Consider the following 16059-nt stretch of genomic DNA (forward strand, 5'->3'; position numbering starts at 1 on the left):
TCAGCCCGAGCTCCTCGTCATTGCGAGCGTAGCGAAGCAATCCAGCAACGCGCTCTGCTGCCCTGGATTGCTTCGTCGGCTTCGCCTCCTCGCAATGACGGCGAGGGGCCTCGGTCAACACCTGAAGAACGGACCGCATGCCTCCTGAAATGCTCCTCCTCGCCGCGCTCGACGGCCTGGCCTATGGCTCGCTGATCTTCCTGGTCGCGGTCGGGCTGTCGCTGATCTTCGGCGTGCTCGGCATCGTCAACGTCGCCCATGGCTCGTTCTATGCGATCGGCGCCTATGTCGCGGCGGCGGCCGTGCTCGCCCTCGGTGCCGCCGGCCTGCCGACCTGGCTCGCCTTTCCGGCTCTGCTGCTCGCGGCGGCGCTGGTCGGCATCCTCGTCGGTGGCCTCGTCGAGATCGCCCTGCTGCGCCGGGTCTACGGCAAGGAGGAGGTGCTGCAGCTGATCGTCACCTTCGCCGTCTTCATGATCCTGGAGGACGCGCAGAAGGTCGTCTTCGGCGTACAACCCTATTTCGCCAACGCCCCGATGAACTGGCTCGGCACGGTCGAGGTCTTCGGCATCTTCTACACCACCTACCAGCTCATCCTGATGCCGCTGGTCGCAGCTGCGGTGCTGCTCGGCCTGCGCTTCTTCCTGCGCCGCACCAGCTTCGGCCGTGCCATCGTCGCGGTGACGCAGGATCGCGAGGCCGCGACCGCGATGGGCATCGACGCGGCGCGGGTCTACCTGATCACCTTCATCATCGGGGCGTCGCTGGCGGCGCTCGGCGGGGCACTCGCCTCCGCGACGACCTCGCTGACCCCCGGCATCGGCGCCGGCACGCTCGTTCTCTCCTTCGCGGTCGCCGCGACCGCCGGGCTCGGCCGGATCGAGGGTGCGGCGGTGGCGGCGCTGCTGATCGGCCTCGGGCGCTCGGCCGCAGTCTATTTCGCGCCGGAATTCGACGTGCTGATCCCCTATCTCATCATGATGCTCGTGCTGCTGGTCCGTCCGCAGGGCCTGTTCTCGACCGTGCAGACGAGGAAGGTCTGATGGCGCGCCAGCTCGTCTTCGGCCTCGCGCTGATCGCGGCGCTCGCGGTCTTCCCACTGTTCTCGCCCTGGTCGACGGTGATCCTCACTGTGGCCCTGTGCGAGGGCCTTGCGGCGCTCGGCATCATGGTGCTGCTGCGCGCCGGCCAGGTCTCCTTCGGCCACGGCCTGTTCTTCTCGTTCAGCGCCTATGCCGTCGCCTTCCTGGCCGCGGCCAAGGTCGGGCATGAGGCGCTGATCCTGATCCCTGTCGGCATGGCCGCCTCGGGCCTACTCGCCGCGATCGTCGGCCTCTTCGTCGTGCGCTACCGCGCGATCTTCTTCGGCATGCTCAACCTCGCTATCTCGATGGTGTTCTTTTCGCTGCTGGAGAAGCTCTTCCCGATTACCGGCGGCGCCGACGGCAAGCGCGTGCCGCGGCCGACCTTCGCCGGCATCGAATTCGGCCGCGAGCAGTTCGAGCTCGCGACCTTCTACGTCACGCTGGTGCTCTGCATCCTCGCCGCGCTCTTCGTCGCCCGATACCTGCTCTCGCCCGGCGGCAAGGCGCTGGAGGCGATCAAGTCGAACGAGACACGGCTTGAATATCTCGGCGTCTCCCCGCGCAAGGTGCTCTACGGCGCCTATCTGCTCTCCGGCCTGCTGGCAGGTCTGGGCGGCGCGATCATCGCGCTGGTCTCCGGCCATGTCACGCCGGAGCTGGCCTATTGGGTGCGCTCGGGCGAGTTCGTCTTCATCGCGATCCTCGGCGGCATCGGCGGCGTCGCCGGGCCCTTCTTGGGCGCGCTGATGTTCCAGATCATCCGCGGCTATGCGGCGGTCTATGCGCCCGAGACCTGGCATGCCGTGCTCGGCGTGATGCTGCTGGTCATCATCTTCTTCGCGCCGGCAGGGCTCTACGGCATCGTCGCGGGGAAGGCTGGCAAACCGCAGCGCGAGGAGGGCGGGCGATGAGCGGCGTCATCCTCGAGGCGGACGACCTGCATTTGCGCTTCGGCGGCGTGCAGGCGGCGAACGGCGCCTCGCTCAAGGTCGCGGCCAACGAGCGCATCGCCATCATCGGCCCGAACGGCGCTGGCAAGACCACCTTCATCAACCTCTGCACCGGCTATCTCAAGCCGCAATCCGGCCGCGTCGTCTTCAACGGACAGGACGTCACGCGGCTGTCGCCGCAGGCGATCACCCGCCTCGGCATCGGCCGCTCCTTCCAGATCCCGCAGCTCTTCCTCGACAACACCGTGATCGAGAACCTCCTGCTGGCGCTCTCGGCGCGCGAGAGCTCGTGGTCGCCCTTCCTTGCAATGCTGCGCCACCCCAAAGCCGAGGAGATGTGGGCGCTGCTGGAACTAGTCGGGCTGAAGGAGACCGGCAACCGCATCGTCCGCGAATTGCCGGAGGGCATGCGCAAGCTGATCGACATCGCCGTCGCGCTCGCGCTCGAGCCTAAGCTGATCTTCATGGACGAGCCGACCAGCGGCGTGTCATCGACCGAGAAGTTCCAGGTGATGGACACGCTGACCCGCGTGCTCGATGCCCGCGCCACCACGGCGGTCTTCGTCGAACACGACATGGACGTGGTTGCGCGCTACGCCAACCGCGTCGCGGTCTGGACCGGCGGGCGCATCGCCCATCAGGGCACGCCGGAGGAGATCCTCAGCCATCCGGAGGTGCGCGAGACCGTGATCGGGGTGGGAGTCTAGCTCATGCTGGAAATCAGGGAGCTCTCGGCCGAGATCGAAGGCGTGCAGGTGCTGCGCCGTGCTACGCTGTCGCTGGAGGAAGGTGCGACCGTCGCCCTGATCGGCCGCAACGGCGCCGGCAAGACCAGCCTGCTGCGCGCCATCATGGGCTTCATGACGGTCACCGGCGGCGCGATCAGCTTCGACGGCAAGTCGCTCGATACGGTGAAGGCGCATGAACGGCCGCGCCTCGGGATCGGCTATGCGCCGGAGGATCGCCGGCTGTTCTCGACCTTCACCATCGAGGAGAACATCCGCCTGCCGGCCGAGGTGATGAAGCTCGGCGAGGCCGAGATCATCAGGCGGCTGGAGCGCATCTATGCGGTGCTGCCCGAGCTCGCCGATCTGCGCCAGCGCCCTGCCGCGGGGCTCTCCGGCGGCCAGGGCAAGATGGCGGCTCTTGCCCGGGCGCTGATGGTCGGCAGCCGCGTCATCCTGCTCGACGAGCCTTTCCAGGGCCTCGCCCCGGTGCTGGCCAACCGCTATGCCGCAGCCCTGCGCGCCTTGCGCGACAGCCATCCCGACATCGCCTTGCTGATCACCGAATCCAACCCCAGTCTGCTGCGCAACTTCGCGGCTAAGGCTTATGCGATCGAGCGCGGCGAGGTCAGCGAAACGCAATTGGCCGAAAGCTCGCTCGCCGCGGCCGGGCTGCATTGAACAGGATCGAGACGGCCTCGCCGTAGACGGAGATCATCATGACCCAGCATTTCATCAACGGCCGGCACGTCGCCGGCCGCACCGGCGAGACCATGGCGGTGCTCGCGCCGGCGACCGGCGAGGAGTTCACCCGCATCGCCTGCGGCACTGCCGAGGATATCGACGATGCGGTGCGGGCCGCCCGTGCCGCCTATGAAGGCGCCTGGGGTAAATTGACCGCCGCGGAGCGCGGCCGGCTGATCTCGAAGCTCGCACTCAAGGTCCAGGACCATTTCGACGAGCTGGCGCGGATCGAGGCGCAGGACACCGGCAAGCCGATGGCGCAGGCCAGGGCCGATATCGAGGCGACCGTCCGCTATTTCGAGTTCTATGGTGGCGCTGCCGACAAGGTTCACGGCCACATCATCCCGTTCCTCAACGGCTACAATGTCAGCGTCGTGCACGAGCCCTATGGCGTCACCGGCCATATCCTGCCCTGGAACTATCCAGCGCAGATGTTCGGCCGCTCGCTGACCGCCTCGCTCGCCATGGGTAACGCCGTGGTGCTGAAACCCGCCGAGGATGCCTGCCAGACGGCGCTCCGTCTCGCCGAGCTCGCCACCGAGGTCGGCTTCCCCGATGGCGCGATCAACATCGTCACCGGCCGTGGCCATGAGGCGGGCGAGGCGCTCTGCCGCAATCCCGGCGTCGGCTTCATCTCCTTCACCGGCTCGCCACAGGTCGGCCAGATCATCCAGAAGGCCTGCGCCGACAACTTTATCACCTGCACGCTGGAACTCGGCGGCAAGTCGCCGCAGATCGTTTTCGACGATGCCGATTTCGACGCAGCCGTGCCGATCGTCTGCAAGGCGATCGTCCAGAACACCGGGCAGACCTGCTCGGCCGGCAGCCGCGTGCTGGTGCAGAGAAACGTCTATGACGACTTCGTCGGCGCCGTCGCCAGGCAGTTCTCCCAGCTGCGCGCCGGCACGCCCGAGATGGACCTTGATTGCGGCCCGGTGATCAACGCCAAGCAGCGCGGCCGGGTGCAGAGCTTCGTCGACCAGGCGCGCGAGCAGGGCATCCCGGTCCTCGCCGAGGGGGCGATCGCCCAGGGCGTGCCGAATGGCGGCTTCTATGTCACGCCGACCCTGTTCGGCCAGGTGCCGCGCGGCAATCGGCTGGAGCAGGAGGAGGTTTTCGGCCCGGTCCTCGCCGCCTTCTCCTTCGACGACGAGGAGGATGCGGTGAAGCTCGCCAACTCCACGCCCTATGGCCTCGTTGCCGGCGTCTGGACCAATAATGGCGGGCGCCAGCAGCGCGTCGCCAAGCGCGTCCGTGCCGGCCAGGTCTTCATCAACGGCTATGGCGCCGGCGGCGGCATCGAACTGCCCTTCGGCGGCACCGGCAAGAGCGGTCATGGCCGCGAGAAGGGCTTCATGGCGCTGGAGGAGTTCGCCGTCGCCAAGACGATTGTGCACAAGCACGGGTGAGGCGGAACGAGTGGGTCGCGGCCAGGTTGTTCACCCTTAGGGAGTAGCTTGGGATCGTAAGCGAACAGGTCTTGCGCCCCTTCGCGAGCGCAAGCATTGATTTGTCATGGACATCCGGCCTGCTGGCGATACCGTCGATATCCTGGAGAAGTTGCTTGCGCCGCTGCAGGGCCGGCGCATCCTCGACATCGGCTGCGGCCGCGGCAACCTGCTGCAGGCGCTGGCTGAACGTGGCGCCAGCGTTGCCGGGCTCGATCCGGACGAGGCCGTGCTGGAGATCGCGCAGGCGCTCGTGCCGAAGGCCGCGCTGAAGCAAGGCTGTGCCCAGCTCCTGCCCTGGGGCGATGCCAGCATGCATGCCGCGCTCTTCCTCAACAGCCTGCACCATATTCCGGTGCCGGACATGCTGCTGGCGCTGGAGGAGGCCGCTCGCGTTGTCGGCAAGGGTGGCAGCGTGATCGTCGTGGAATCGCTGTCGGAAGGCTCGTTCTTCGACACGCTGCGGCTGATCGAGGACGAGACCGAGGTCCGGCAGGCGGCACAGGATGCTATCGTCAGGGCGAGGCGCCGCGGCATCGTCAGCGAGATCAGGCAAGTCGAGTACGACCGGATCGAGACCTTTCCCGATGCCGAGGCCTTTATGGCGCGCGCCGTGACGATCGACCCGTCGCGAGAGGAGCGGGCGCAGGCGGCGCGCGGCAAGTTGATCGCCCGCTTCGAAGCGCTCTCGGAGCATGAGAAGGGCGGCTATGTCCTGCACCAGCCGCTGCGGCTGCATCACCTCAAGGCGCCGTTCGCCGCGAAGCCGGCAGGCACCTCTGCGATGTTCGGTTGAGGCTCAGCCCGCGCCGGCTAAGGCCGGCAGTCGAGGGTCCTTCACCCGTCCCGGCCATTCGCCGGTGATGCCGGGCTGGACCGGCCGCTCCAGATAGGTCGAGAGCACGACATAGCTGCGCGTCGCGGTGACGCCGGGCACGTCGTAGATCTTCGCCAGCAGGCCCTCTAACGCATGGGTGCTCTCGGTCCGCACTTTCAGCATCATGCAGGTATCGCCGGCGACCGAATGGATCTCCTCGACCTCGGGATGGGCCTCGATCGCCAGCAGCGTCGTCGTCTTGCCCCAGCCGGTGGTGTCGACATGGACGAAGGCGAGCAGCGTCTTGCCGGTCGCCTCCGGCTCGATCAGTGCCGCCATCCGCTTGATGACGCCGGAGCGCCGCAACCGCTTCACCCGCTCATGCGCCGCCGGCGGCGACAGGCCGACGCGTTCGCCGAGCTCGGCATAGCTGACCGTCGCATCCTCGACCAGGACGCTTAACAGCTTTCGGTCCATCGCATCGAGTTCGCGCTCGGACCCGCGGCTCCGCCGAACGCCATCTGTTTTTTCGAGCATTCGCCGATCTCCGATTGAACCTGAATTTCATTCGGTCATTCTGTCGAAATGACGAATGAAAATCAAACCACCTCGGATACGGCTCGCATCCCGGCCGCGGCCTATGCGCTCTGCCTGTGCATCGGCCTCGTCGGCGCCAATTCGCTGGCGCTGGGGCCGATCGCGCCGCGTGTGGCGGAGAGCTTCGCCAGCGGCGTGCCGGCGGTGATGACGGCCTCGGCCGCCTTCGGCATCGGCACGGCGGCGAGCGCCTTGCTGCTGGCCGGGCTTATCGACCGCTTCGGTGCGGGCCGGGTGCTGCGCTATGCGCTGCTCGCCTTCCTGGCCGCTCTCGCGGCGAGTGGGGCGGCGCCGGTGCTGCCGGCCTTCGTCGGCGCACAATTGCTGGCGGGGATCGCGGCTGGCCTCGCGCTGCCGTCGATCTATACGCTTGCCGCGCTGGCGGCGCCTGCGGGCCGCGAGAGCGACACGCTCGGCATCGTCCTGTTCGGCTGGACGCTGAGCATGGTCGCCGGCGTCTCGCTCTCGGCGGTGATCGCCGATCTCCTGGGATGGCGCATGGTCTACGCCATCGTCGTCATCGCTGGTCTCGCCGCCATGGCAGGGACCACGAAGCTGACGGCTGGCGGCGACCCGACCGGACGCGCCGCGCCGTCGCCGCTCTCGGCTCTGCGCGTTCCCGGCATCGCACCGCTGCTGCTCGCCTGCGCCGCCTTCATGGCCTCGTTCTACGGCGTCTACGCCTATGTCGGCGACCATCTCCATCGCGGCCTCGGCCTGCCGGTCAGCGCCGGCGGCCTTCTGGCGCTCTGCTACGGCCTCGGCTTTGGCGCGACGACCTTCCTCGACCGCTGGATCGACCGGCTCGGACCGGCTCGCCTGCTGCCGTTGTTCTTCGCGGTGGTCGGCGGCGTCTATCTGGTGATGACGGCCGCCTCGGCCTCCTACCCGGCGCTGCTCGCCGTCGTCTTCTTCTGGGGCATGGCCAACCATGCGGCGCTGAACGTGCTGATCCTCCGGCTGGGCGCGCTCGATCCCGGCCGCCGCGGCGCGATCATGGGCCTCAACAGCGGCGTAACCTATCTCGCGCTCTTCGCCGGGACGACGGGCTTCGGGCCGCTCTATGCGAATGCCGGCTTCCCGGCGCTGGCCGGGCTTGCGGTGGTGCTGATGCTGGTCGCGGCCGTTGCGGCAGCGCTTGCTCCCCGGAGCGCAACGGCGAGCAATCAACCCGCCGCCTGAGCTTCACATCTGGATGACGTGCCGGATCGTCCGGCCTTCGTTCAGCGCGTCGAAGCCCTCGTTGATGCCGTCGAGCGGGCTGGAGCTGGTCCAGAGTTTGTCCACAGGCATCCGGCCGCGCTGATAGAGGTCGATGAAGCGGGGAATGTCGCGCACCGGGATGCAGGAGCCGACATAGGAACCCTTCAGCGTCCGCTCCTCGCCGACGAGCCTGACCGGCGCCAACGCCATGGTATGCGCGGGGTTGGCGAGGCCTGCCGTCGTCGTCGTGCCGCCACGCCGCGTGATCTGGTAGGCGAGCTCCAGCGCCTTCGCCGAGCCGGCCATCTCCAGCCCGTGGTCGACGCCGCCCCTGGTGGCGGCGCGGATCGCCTCGACCACATCGGGCGCACCCGCATTGAAGGTATCGGTCGCGCCGAGCTCGCGGGCGATCCTGAGCTTCTCGTCCGAGAGGTCGACGGCGATGACGCGCGAAGCGCCGCAGGCGACGGCGCCGAGCAAAGCTGAGAGGCCGACGCCGCCGAGCCCGACGACAGCCGCCGTCTCGCCGGCGCGGATCTTGGCGGTGTTCACGGCAGCCCCAACGCCGGTCAAAACGGCGCAGCCGAAGAGCGCTGCGATCTCGTGCGGGATATCGGCCTCGATCTTCACCAGCGAATGGCGCGACATCACCGTGTGCTCGGCGAAGGCGGAGACGCCGACATGGTGGTTCACCGGCTTGCCGTTCTGCGAGAGCCGGCGCCCGCCGGCCATCAGTTCGCCGACGCCATTGGCGGCGTTGCCAGGCTCGCACAAGGCAGGGCGGCCCTCGCTGCACGGCGCGCAATGGCCGCAGGAGGGCACGAACACCATGACGACGCGATCGCCCTTCTTGAGGTCGGTGACGCCGGGGCCGACCTCCTCGACCTCGCCGGCAGCCTCATGGCCGAGCACCATCGGCACCGGGCGCGGCCGGTTGCCGTCGATCACCGAGAGATCGGAATGGCACAGGCCCGCGGCGCGGACCCTGACCAGCACCTCGCCCATTGCCGGCGGGGCGAGCTCGACCTCCTCGATCCGGAGCGGCTTCGACTGCGCATAGGGCGCGGTGACGGGGCTGGCGTGCAGCACGGCGGCGCGGGTCTTCAAGGCGTGTCCTCGTGAGCTGATTTGCCGGGGAGTGTTCGGCCCCGGCCTGCCGCCTGTCAAAGACGAAATCCCGATCAGCCGTATAAGGCAGGCGGATCGGTCTCGTCGCCGAGCGTCGCGGTCCAGCGCTCGTCGGCGACGAGGCCGCGCAGGATCTCCCAGGAGAGTTGGCCGATGGCGCGGGCTGCGGCCGTCATCGGCCGCTCGGTCGAATAGGCGAGATAGACCTTGCGATAGAGCGAGGGCTCCTCCAGCGGCCATGTCCGGAAGATGCCGGCCTTCTCCTGCGTCCTGACCGCCATGCGCGGCAGGATGCTGTAGCCAAGGCCGCGCTCGGCCAGGCGCTTGATCTGCGAATAGGATTCGATCTCGACCGCTGCATGGACGGTGGCGTTGATGCCGGCCGCTGCCTCGTCGATCTGGTCGCGCAGGCCGTGGCCTGGCCCGGGCAGGATCAGGTCGAGCCCGGCGGCCTCCGTCAGCGTCACCGCCTTGCCGGCAGGCGTCTTCAGCGCCGTCAGAGCCGGGATTCCGAACAGGCAGAGCTCCTCGGTCAGGACGTGGTGGATGCCGAGCCCCTTCGGGTCGGAGGTCGAGTAGATCACCGCGAGGTCGACCTCGCCCTTGCGCAGCCAGTCGAGCACGAAGCCGCTCATCGCCTCGGCGACGCGGATGCGCACATCCGGAAAGCGCTCCTGCGTCGCCTCGATCAATGGCACGCTGAACTGCTCGCTGACCGTGCCAGGCAGGCCGATACGGACCTCGCCGGCCGGCGCCGCCTGTTCACCCCGGACGCTGTCGCGCAGTTCGGCGAATTCGGCGAGGATGATGCGGGCCTTGGCGAGCAGGCGCTCGCCGGCCTCGGTCGGCTGGACGCCGCGCGTTCCGCGATGCAGCAGGGCGACGCCGAGTTCGTCCTCCATATGGCGCAGATGCTGGCTCAGCGCCGGCTGCGCCACCCTGAGCTTGAGCGCCGCCTTGGAGAATGAGCCCTGTTCGACGATGGCCGTGAAATAGCGCAACTGGCGCAGATCCATCGTCGCCCGATCCCCCGATGATGCTGTTTCACCGCTGCCGCGAGCAGCGGCAGCTTTCTGTTATGCAGACTAGAGCGAAGCCTTATTGGCCGTCCACTCCGCAGGCGTGCATCTTTCCCCTCCGGCAAGGCCTGACGCGACACGAGGCCGCCCGGCGAAGAAGACGGCGCCCGACGCCGCTCCCCTTTCATCCGGAGGAACGCCATGTCGAACCTGCTCATCCCGTCCACCAGCCGCCGCGGCTTCCTGTCCGGTGCGGCCGCAGTAGCCGCTGGCGCGGCCTTGCCCGGCGGCGCTTTCGCCAAGGCCCCGCTCGCGAACAGCCAGGTGCCCTATTACTATCGCTTCGCGCTGGGCCAGGCCGAGGTCACGGTCGTCTCGGATGGGCCGCTGCCGCTTGGCGATCCCGGCTCCAGCTTCCTCGGCTTGCCGAAGGAGCAGGTCTACGGCCTGCTCGAGACGAATTTCCTGGCCAGGGACAATGTCGTGCTCGAGCAGAATATCCCGATCGTCAATTTCGGCGACCGGCTGGTGATGTTCGACACCGGCATGGGCTTCTCCAAGGCCTTCGGCCCGACGACCGGGCGGGTGCTGAAGAGCATGCAGGAGGCCGGCATCGACCCGGCCTCGATCGACGCGATCGTCTGCAGCCACGCCCATATCGACCACACCGGCGGCATCTGCTCGGCCGAGGGCAAGCCCCACTTCCCGAATGCGCAGATCTATATCAGCCAGGTCGACCATGATTACTGGCTCGACGACGCCCGGCTCGGCACGCCGTTCAAGGCTTTCGGCGACCACGCCCGCGCAAACTTGCGTCCCGTGCGCGATCGCATCGTCTTCTTCAAGGACGGGCAGGAGTTCCTGCCAGGCATCACCGCGATCTCGGCGCCCGGCCACAGCCCCGGCCACACCATCTTCAACGTCTCCTCCGGCGGCAAATCCTTCGTCTTCCTCGGCGATCTCACCCATCACCCGGTGCTGCTGACCGAGAATCCGCGCGTCGAATTCGCCTATGACTGGGACCCGAAGATGTCGGTGCAGTCGCGGGTGAAGCTGCTCACCATGCTGGCCGAGCAGAAGACGCCGGTGATGTCCTACCACTTCGCCTGGCCGGGCTTCGGCAACCTCGCCAAGGCCGGCGACGGCTTCCGCTACTATCCCGCTGCGATGCAGATGCTGCGCGGCTGAGCTGACCCCCCCCCAGGCTCAGCCTCGGCAGCGTCCATGCGCGCCTGGAAGCTCTGGCCCCAGGCGCGCATGGCGAGCAGCACCGGCTCCAGCGATTGCCCGAACTCGGTGAGCTCGTATTCCACCTTGGGCGGCACCTCCGGATAGACGATCCGGCGCACCACGCCGTCCGCCTCCAGCTCGCGCAATTGCAGGGTGATCATCCGCGGCGTTGCGCGTGGCGTCAGCCGGCACAGTGCATTGAAGCGCAGTTTCCCGCGCAGCAGCTGGAACAGCAGCACCGGTTTCCAGACCCCGCCGATCACCGACAGGGTCGCCTCGACGCCGCAGCCCGTGCGGGCCGCCGGCTCACGCCGCGGCCTCGTTGCGGTGGCATGAATGGGCTCAGAGACACTTACATCCATGATAGTACATGTTCTCTTTGTACGTACTTGTGCCGAGTGAGCTATGACGACACTTGCCTGCTTCCGCAACCACGCAAGGAAGCACGGCAGTGAAGGCAGCATGGTATCAGCGCAAGGGACCGGCGAACGAGGTCCTCCAGGTCGGCGAGCAGCCTCAGCCGGTCGCCGGCCCAGGCGAACTACTGGTCAGGGTCCGTGCCAGCGGCATCAACCCATCGGACTGGAAGGGACGCGCCGGCTGGCTCGGCCGCGACCAGATGCCGTTCCCGCTGGTCATTCCGCATCAGGACGGAGCGGGGGAGGTGGTCGCCGCCGGCTCGCCCGAACTGGAGAGCCGCATCGGCGAACGGGTCTGGTTCTACGAGGCATCGCTCGGCCGGCCCTTCGGCGGCGCGGCCGAGTATGTCGCGCTGCCTGCGCGGCAGGTCCAGCCGCTGCCGACCGGGGTCTCCTTCGAGGAAGGCGCCGCTCTCGGCGTGCCGGCGATGACCGCGCATCGCTGCGTCCTCGCCGACGGTTCGGTGGCAGGAAAGGCCGTGCTCGTCACGGGTGGCGCCGGCGCGGTCGGCCGCTATGCGATCCAGTTCGCCAAGCAGAGCGGGGCGCGAGTGATTACGACGGTCAGCCGCGAGGAGCAGGCTCGCTCGGCGAAGGCGGCCGGTGCCGATCTCGTGCTCAATCGCCACAATGACGATCTCGCGGCGCGTATCCGCGAGTTCACCGGCAAGGAGCGTGGCGTCGACCGCGTCGTCGAGGTCGCTTTCGGCGCCAATCTCGACCTGACCATGCAGGTGCTGGCGCCGCGCGGTGTGATCGCGACCTATTCATCCGATGCGGTCGCCGAGCCCGTGCTGCCCTATTGGCCGCTGCTCCAGCTCGATGCCGCGATCCGCTTCGTGCTGGTCTATGTCATGGACGCGGCCGCGCATGACGAGGCCGCGGTGGCGATCGGGGAGGGGCTCCGCGGCGGCTGGCTCAGCCACGAGATCGCTGCGCGCTTCCCGCTCGACGAGATCGCGCAGGCGCACGAACTGCTCGAGAGCGGCCGCGCAGTCGGCAAGGTCGTGGTGACCAACTAGTCGATGAGCAGCGGGCGCGACGCCGTCTCGCCCGCTGCTCGAAATGGCCAGGTCTGAGCTGATGACGCGGCGCCCTCAGGCCGCTTCCGTCATCGCTCCGCCGAGGAAGAGTTGGGCAACGCGGGGATCGGCGAGAATGGTGGCTGCCGGGCCCTGCATGCGAGTTTGGCCGAGCTCCAGCACCAGGCCTTCGTCGGAGATTTCCAGTGCCGAGCGGGCATTCTGCTCGATCATCAGGATGGTGACGCCCTTGGCTCTGAGCTCCTTCAGGATGTCGAAGGTCTCCTGCACCAGCATCGGCGAGAGGCCGATCGAGGGCTCGTCGATCAGCACGAGCTTGGGGTCGAGCAGCAGGCCGCGCACGATCTCGAGCTGCTTCTGCTGGCCGCCGGAGAGGGTCGAGGCCTGGACGTCGGCCTTGGCCCGCAGCGACGGGAACCGGTCGAGCGCCGCTTCGATCCGCCTGGGCATGTCGGTGATGTGGCTGCCGGCCGCGACCGCGCCGAGCTCGATATTGTGGCGTACCGAGAGCTCTGGGAAGATGTTGCGGCCCTGCGGCACATAGCAGATGCCGGCCTCCAGCAGCTTGCGCTGGTTCCAGTTGGTGATCTCCTGGCCTTCCAGCCTAATATGGCCCTCGCGCACCTTGAGCAGGCCGAAGATCGCCTTGAACACGGTCGACTTGCCGGCGCCGTTGGGGCCGATCACCGTCGTGATCGCGGCGCGCGGCACTTTGAACGTCGTGCCGTTGAGGATGGTCATGGCGCCGTAGCCGCCGACCACGCCGTCTAGTTCGAGGATGGGGGTGGTCATGATGCAGCCTTCCAAGTGCGCGGGGACGATGGTCGAGGCGGCGCTTCCCCTCCCCCTTGTGGGGAGGGGATAGGGGTGGGGGTGGCTCGGCTTGGTGCGCGGCTGGAGAATGCCGCGCTGGGTATGCGGGCGGGCACTATCCGGATTCCGCGCATACTCCACGTCGACCCCCACCCCCAACCCCTCCCCACAAGGGGGAGGGGGGTGCGCGCTGCGGGTTCCATCGCGCTAGTGCCCCAGATAGGCTTCGATGACCGCCGGATTGGCGCGGACCTCGGCCGGGGTGCCCTCGGCCAGGACCTTGCCTTCGGCCAGCACGATGACGCGCGAGCACAGCGACATCACGAAATCCATGTTGTGCTCGATCACCACGAAGGTCGCGCCCTGCTCGGCATTGATGGCGCGCAGGCGCTCCTTGAGATCGCCGAGCATGGTGAGATTCACGCCGCCGGCCGGCTCGTCGAGCAGGACGAGGCGCGGCCCGGCCATGAAGGCCATGGCGGCGTCGAGCAGCTTCTGCTGACCATAAGAGAGCCCGCCCGCCTTGGCGTCCGCGAGATGGCCGAGCTTGAAGAAGCCGATCATCTGCTCGGCCTTGGCCGAAAGCCCGGCATCGCGCGCGCCGAAGAAGCGCGACAGCATCGTGCCTTCGTGCTCCTGGCCGGCCAGGATCAGGTTCTCGCGCACCGACAGCTCGGGGAAGACCTGCAGCAGCTGGAAGGTGCGGCTGACGCCGAGCCTGTTGAGCTCGGAGGGGCGCATATTGGTGACGTCGCGCCCGTCGAGCTTGACCGCGCCCTCGGTCGGTTCGAGCTGGCCGAGGATGCAGTTGAACAGGGTCGACTTGCCGCAGCCATTGGGGCCGATGATGCCGAGGATCTCGCCTTCATTGACCTTGAAGGAGACGCCGTTGACCGCCTTGATGCCGCCGAAGGCCTTGTGGAGGTTCGAGACTTCGAGGACCTGGTTCATCGGCTGCCTCCCGTCTTTCCGGTCAATCGATTCCAGCCGCGTTCGAGCAGGCCGCTCATGCCTTGCGGGCAGGCGATCAGCAGCAGCATGACGATTCCCGCGAAGATGATCAGGTAGAGAGAGCCGGCAAAGCGCAGCCATTCCGGCAGCACAACACCGAGCAGCGCCCCGATGAACGGCCCGAGCAGGTAGCCGGCCCCGCCCGCGACCACCATTAGCAGCAGGAAGAAGCTCTGCGACAGCGAGAAGGGCGAGGGGTCGATGAACTCGACGAGCGGCGCATAGAGCGCGCCGGCAAAGCCCGCATAGGCCGAGCCGATCGCGAAGGCGAGCAGCGTGTACATGCGGGTGTCGATGCCAAGACTCGCCGCGCGGATCGGATTCTCGCGCAGCGCCGTGAAGGCGCGCCCCCAGGGCGAGCGGATCATCCACCAGAGCACCACGGCGAGCAGGAAGGTGACGACGACGACGAAGCGATGGAAGGCGAGCGCGCCGTCGAGCTTGAGCCCGAAGAAGCTCGGCCGCGGGATGTTGGAGAGGCCGAAGACGCCGCCGGTCAGCCATTGCTCATTGCGCAGCACGAGCCAGATCAGCGTCGAGAAGGCCAGCGTCACGAAGGCGAGGTAATGCGCCTTGACCCTGAGCGCCGGGAAGCCGAGCACGAGCCCTACCGCGAAGGTGAGCAGGCCGGAGATCGCGAAGGAGGCGTACCAGTTCAGCCCGACCTTGCTGGTCAGCAGCGCGGTCGCATAGGCGCCGATGCCCATGAAGGCGGCCTGCGCCAGCGATTTCAGGCCCGCATAGCCGAGCGTCAGGTTGAGACCCATCACGGCGACGCTCATCACCAGCCAGAGCGAGAGCACATAGGTGCCGTAGCGGCCCATGCCGGAGGGCGCGAACCAGAGGATCACCGCGGCGGCGGTGAGCGTCAGCAGCGTGCCGTCGACGAAGCCGGGGAGGGGCAGGCGGCGCGTCGCCGGGGCGGCGCCGTGGGTGGCGGGCGCGGTCATACCCGGCGCTCCTCTTTGCGGCCCATCAGGCCTTCCGGCTTGACGAGGATGACGACGACGAGCAGCACCAGCGGCACGGCGAGCCGGTAGGATGTCGAGATGTAGGCTGCCGCCAGGCTGTCGACGATGCCGACGATCAGCCCGCCGACGAGGGCGCCGCGGACCTGGTTGAAGCCGCCGACGATCGCCGCGATGAAGGCGAACAGGCCGATCACCTCGCCATTGGAGAACTTGGCCAGGTAGATCGGCGAGATCAGCACCGAGGCGACGACGGCGAGCGCCGCGTTGATCACGAAGGTCAGCAGCACCATGCGCTCCACCGGTATGCCGAGGATGCGCGCCACCGTCGGATTCTGCGCCGTCGCCTGCATCTGGCGTCCGAGCCGGGTGCTGCCGACGAACCATTGCAGCAGGCCGATGACGCCGAAGGCGACCGCGATGATCGCGACATGCTGCAGCGAGATCGCCGCGCCGAACACCGAGATCGTCTCGGTCGGAACGAAGGAGGGGAATTTCTGCGCCTCGGCCGAGAAGCCGTCCTTGGCGCCTTCCTTCATGATGATCGACAGCGCCATGGTGGCGATGGCGAGCGGCAGGACGCCGTGCCGGATCATCGGATCGACCACCGCGAGCTTGAAGCCGACGCCGAAGATCAGGATGAAGGCGGCGATGCCGATCAGGGCTCCCAGCCAGATCGGCGCGCCGAACAGCTTGATCGCGAGCAGCACCAGCACCGCCGGCAGCATGACGAACTCGCCCTGGGCGAAGTTGATCGTCTGCGAGGTCTGCCAGACCAGCGTGAAGCCGATCGCGGCGAGCGCATAGATCGCGCCCGTGGCGATGCCGGCGATGAGATAGGCGAGGAATTCGGCCATGG

General features: G+C 67.7%; 17 protein-coding genes. 9 read left to right on the forward strand and 8 right to left on the reverse strand.

Annotated features, from left to right (window positions below):
• The first annotated feature begins 137 nt into the window (after window positions 1-137).
• The 6 genes from AC3WLC_RS13510 to AC3WLC_RS13535 all read left to right on the forward strand — a co-directional run bounded on the left by AC3WLC_RS13510 (window position 138) and on the right by AC3WLC_RS13535 (window position 5748).
• Window positions 138-1043 (forward strand): branched-chain amino acid ABC transporter permease, encoded by a 906-nt coding sequence (locus AC3WLC_RS13510; protein WP_493684410.1) that lies wholly within the window; start codon window positions 138-140, stop codon window positions 1041-1043.
• Entirely contained in the window at window positions 1043-1996 is a 954-nt protein-coding gene (locus tag AC3WLC_RS13515; RefSeq protein WP_493684411.1) for a branched-chain amino acid ABC transporter permease, read from the forward strand. Before AC3WLC_RS13510 ends, AC3WLC_RS13515 begins: the two co-directional genes overlap by 1 nt.
• A complete protein-coding gene (locus tag AC3WLC_RS13520) occupies window positions 1993-2742 on the forward strand; it encodes an ABC transporter ATP-binding protein (RefSeq protein WP_493684412.1) in 750 nt (249 codons plus the stop codon). Before AC3WLC_RS13515 ends, AC3WLC_RS13520 begins: the two co-directional genes overlap by 4 nt.
• Window positions 2743-2745: 3 nt before the next feature.
• Entirely contained in the window at window positions 2746-3441 is a 696-nt protein-coding gene (locus AC3WLC_RS13525) for an ABC transporter ATP-binding protein (RefSeq protein ID WP_493684413.1), read from the forward strand.
• A 38-nt stretch (window positions 3442-3479) separates the two neighbouring features.
• On the forward strand, window positions 3480-4913 hold the full coding sequence (locus tag AC3WLC_RS13530; RefSeq protein WP_493684414.1) for an aldehyde dehydrogenase family protein: 1434 nt from the start codon (window positions 3480-3482) through the stop codon (window positions 4911-4913).
• A 106-nt stretch (window positions 4914-5019) separates the two neighbouring features.
• The gene (locus AC3WLC_RS13535) at window positions 5020-5748 is read left to right on the forward strand and encodes a class I SAM-dependent methyltransferase (RefSeq protein ID WP_493684415.1); all 729 of its coding nucleotides are present in this window, start codon (window positions 5020-5022) and stop codon (window positions 5746-5748) included.
• Window positions 5749-5751: 3 nt separating this feature from the next.
• On the opposite strand, the gene AC3WLC_RS13540 is transcribed toward AC3WLC_RS13535, so the two are convergent.
• On the reverse strand, window positions 5752-6306 hold the full coding sequence (locus tag AC3WLC_RS13540) for an Lrp/AsnC family transcriptional regulator (RefSeq protein WP_493684416.1): 555 nt from the start codon (window positions 6304-6306) through the stop codon (window positions 5752-5754).
• A gap of 48 nt (window positions 6307-6354) precedes the next feature.
• Here AC3WLC_RS13540 and AC3WLC_RS13545 point away from each other — a divergent pair, with 48 nt between their 5' ends.
• Window positions 6355-7548: an MFS transporter gene (locus tag AC3WLC_RS13545; protein WP_493684417.1), complete on the forward strand. Its 1194-nt coding sequence runs from the start codon at window positions 6355-6357 to the stop codon at window positions 7546-7548.
• Between the two features lie 3 nt (window positions 7549-7551).
• On the opposite strand, the gene AC3WLC_RS13550 is transcribed toward AC3WLC_RS13545, so the two are convergent.
• Together AC3WLC_RS13550 and AC3WLC_RS13555 are read right to left on the reverse strand one after the other, a co-directional pair.
• Complete coding sequence (locus tag AC3WLC_RS13550) at window positions 7552-8676, reverse strand: zinc-dependent alcohol dehydrogenase family protein (RefSeq protein ID WP_493684418.1); 1125 nt, start codon at window positions 8674-8676, stop codon at window positions 7552-7554.
• A gap of 74 nt (window positions 8677-8750) precedes the next feature.
• Window positions 8751-9713: a LysR family transcriptional regulator gene (locus tag AC3WLC_RS13555; protein WP_493684419.1), complete on the reverse strand. Its 963-nt coding sequence runs from the start codon at window positions 9711-9713 to the stop codon at window positions 8751-8753.
• A 204-nt stretch (window positions 9714-9917) separates the two neighbouring features.
• On the opposite strand from AC3WLC_RS13555, the gene AC3WLC_RS13560 reads away from it, so the two are divergent.
• The gene (locus AC3WLC_RS13560; protein ID WP_493684420.1) at window positions 9918-10904 is read left to right on the forward strand and encodes an MBL fold metallo-hydrolase; all 987 of its coding nucleotides are present in this window, start codon (window positions 9918-9920) and stop codon (window positions 10902-10904) included.
• Here the strand turns inward: AC3WLC_RS13560 and AC3WLC_RS13565 are convergent.
• Window positions 10871-11308 carry a winged helix-turn-helix transcriptional regulator gene (locus AC3WLC_RS13565; RefSeq protein WP_493684421.1) on the reverse strand — a complete coding sequence of 146 codons (438 nt, stop codon included), beginning with the start codon at window positions 11306-11308 and terminating at the stop codon, window positions 10871-10873. The two genes, AC3WLC_RS13560 and AC3WLC_RS13565, sit on opposite strands and share 34 nt — an antisense overlap.
• An 89-nt stretch (window positions 11309-11397) precedes the next feature.
• Between AC3WLC_RS13565 and AC3WLC_RS13570 the strand changes: the two genes are divergently transcribed.
• Entirely contained in the window at window positions 11398-12387 is a 990-nt protein-coding gene (locus tag AC3WLC_RS13570; RefSeq protein ID WP_493684422.1) for an NADPH:quinone reductase, read from the forward strand.
• A gap of 75 nt (window positions 12388-12462) precedes the next feature.
• Here the strand turns inward: AC3WLC_RS13570 and AC3WLC_RS13575 are convergent, their stop codons facing one another.
• From AC3WLC_RS13575 to AC3WLC_RS13590, 4 genes are all read right to left on the reverse strand, one after another.
• Window positions 12463-13200: an ABC transporter ATP-binding protein gene (locus AC3WLC_RS13575; protein ID WP_346361492.1), complete on the reverse strand. Its 738-nt coding sequence runs from the start codon at window positions 13198-13200 to the stop codon at window positions 12463-12465.
• 228 nt (window positions 13201-13428) lie between these two features.
• Window positions 13429-14172 (reverse strand): ABC transporter ATP-binding protein, encoded by a 744-nt coding sequence (locus AC3WLC_RS13580; protein WP_346361493.1) that lies wholly within the window; start codon window positions 14170-14172, stop codon window positions 13429-13431.
• Entirely contained in the window at window positions 14169-15182 is a 1014-nt protein-coding gene (locus AC3WLC_RS13585; RefSeq protein WP_493684423.1) for a branched-chain amino acid ABC transporter permease, read from the reverse strand. The genes AC3WLC_RS13580 and AC3WLC_RS13585 overlap by 4 nt, the downstream gene beginning before the upstream one ends.
• Complete coding sequence (locus AC3WLC_RS13590) at window positions 15179-16057, reverse strand: branched-chain amino acid ABC transporter permease (RefSeq protein ID WP_493684424.1); 879 nt, start codon at window positions 16055-16057, stop codon at window positions 15179-15181. Before AC3WLC_RS13590 ends, AC3WLC_RS13585 begins: the two co-directional genes overlap by 4 nt.
• Window positions 16058-16059 lie beyond the last annotated feature (2 nt).

The organism is Allobosea sp. GW821-FHT03A12, assembly GCF_058986765.1.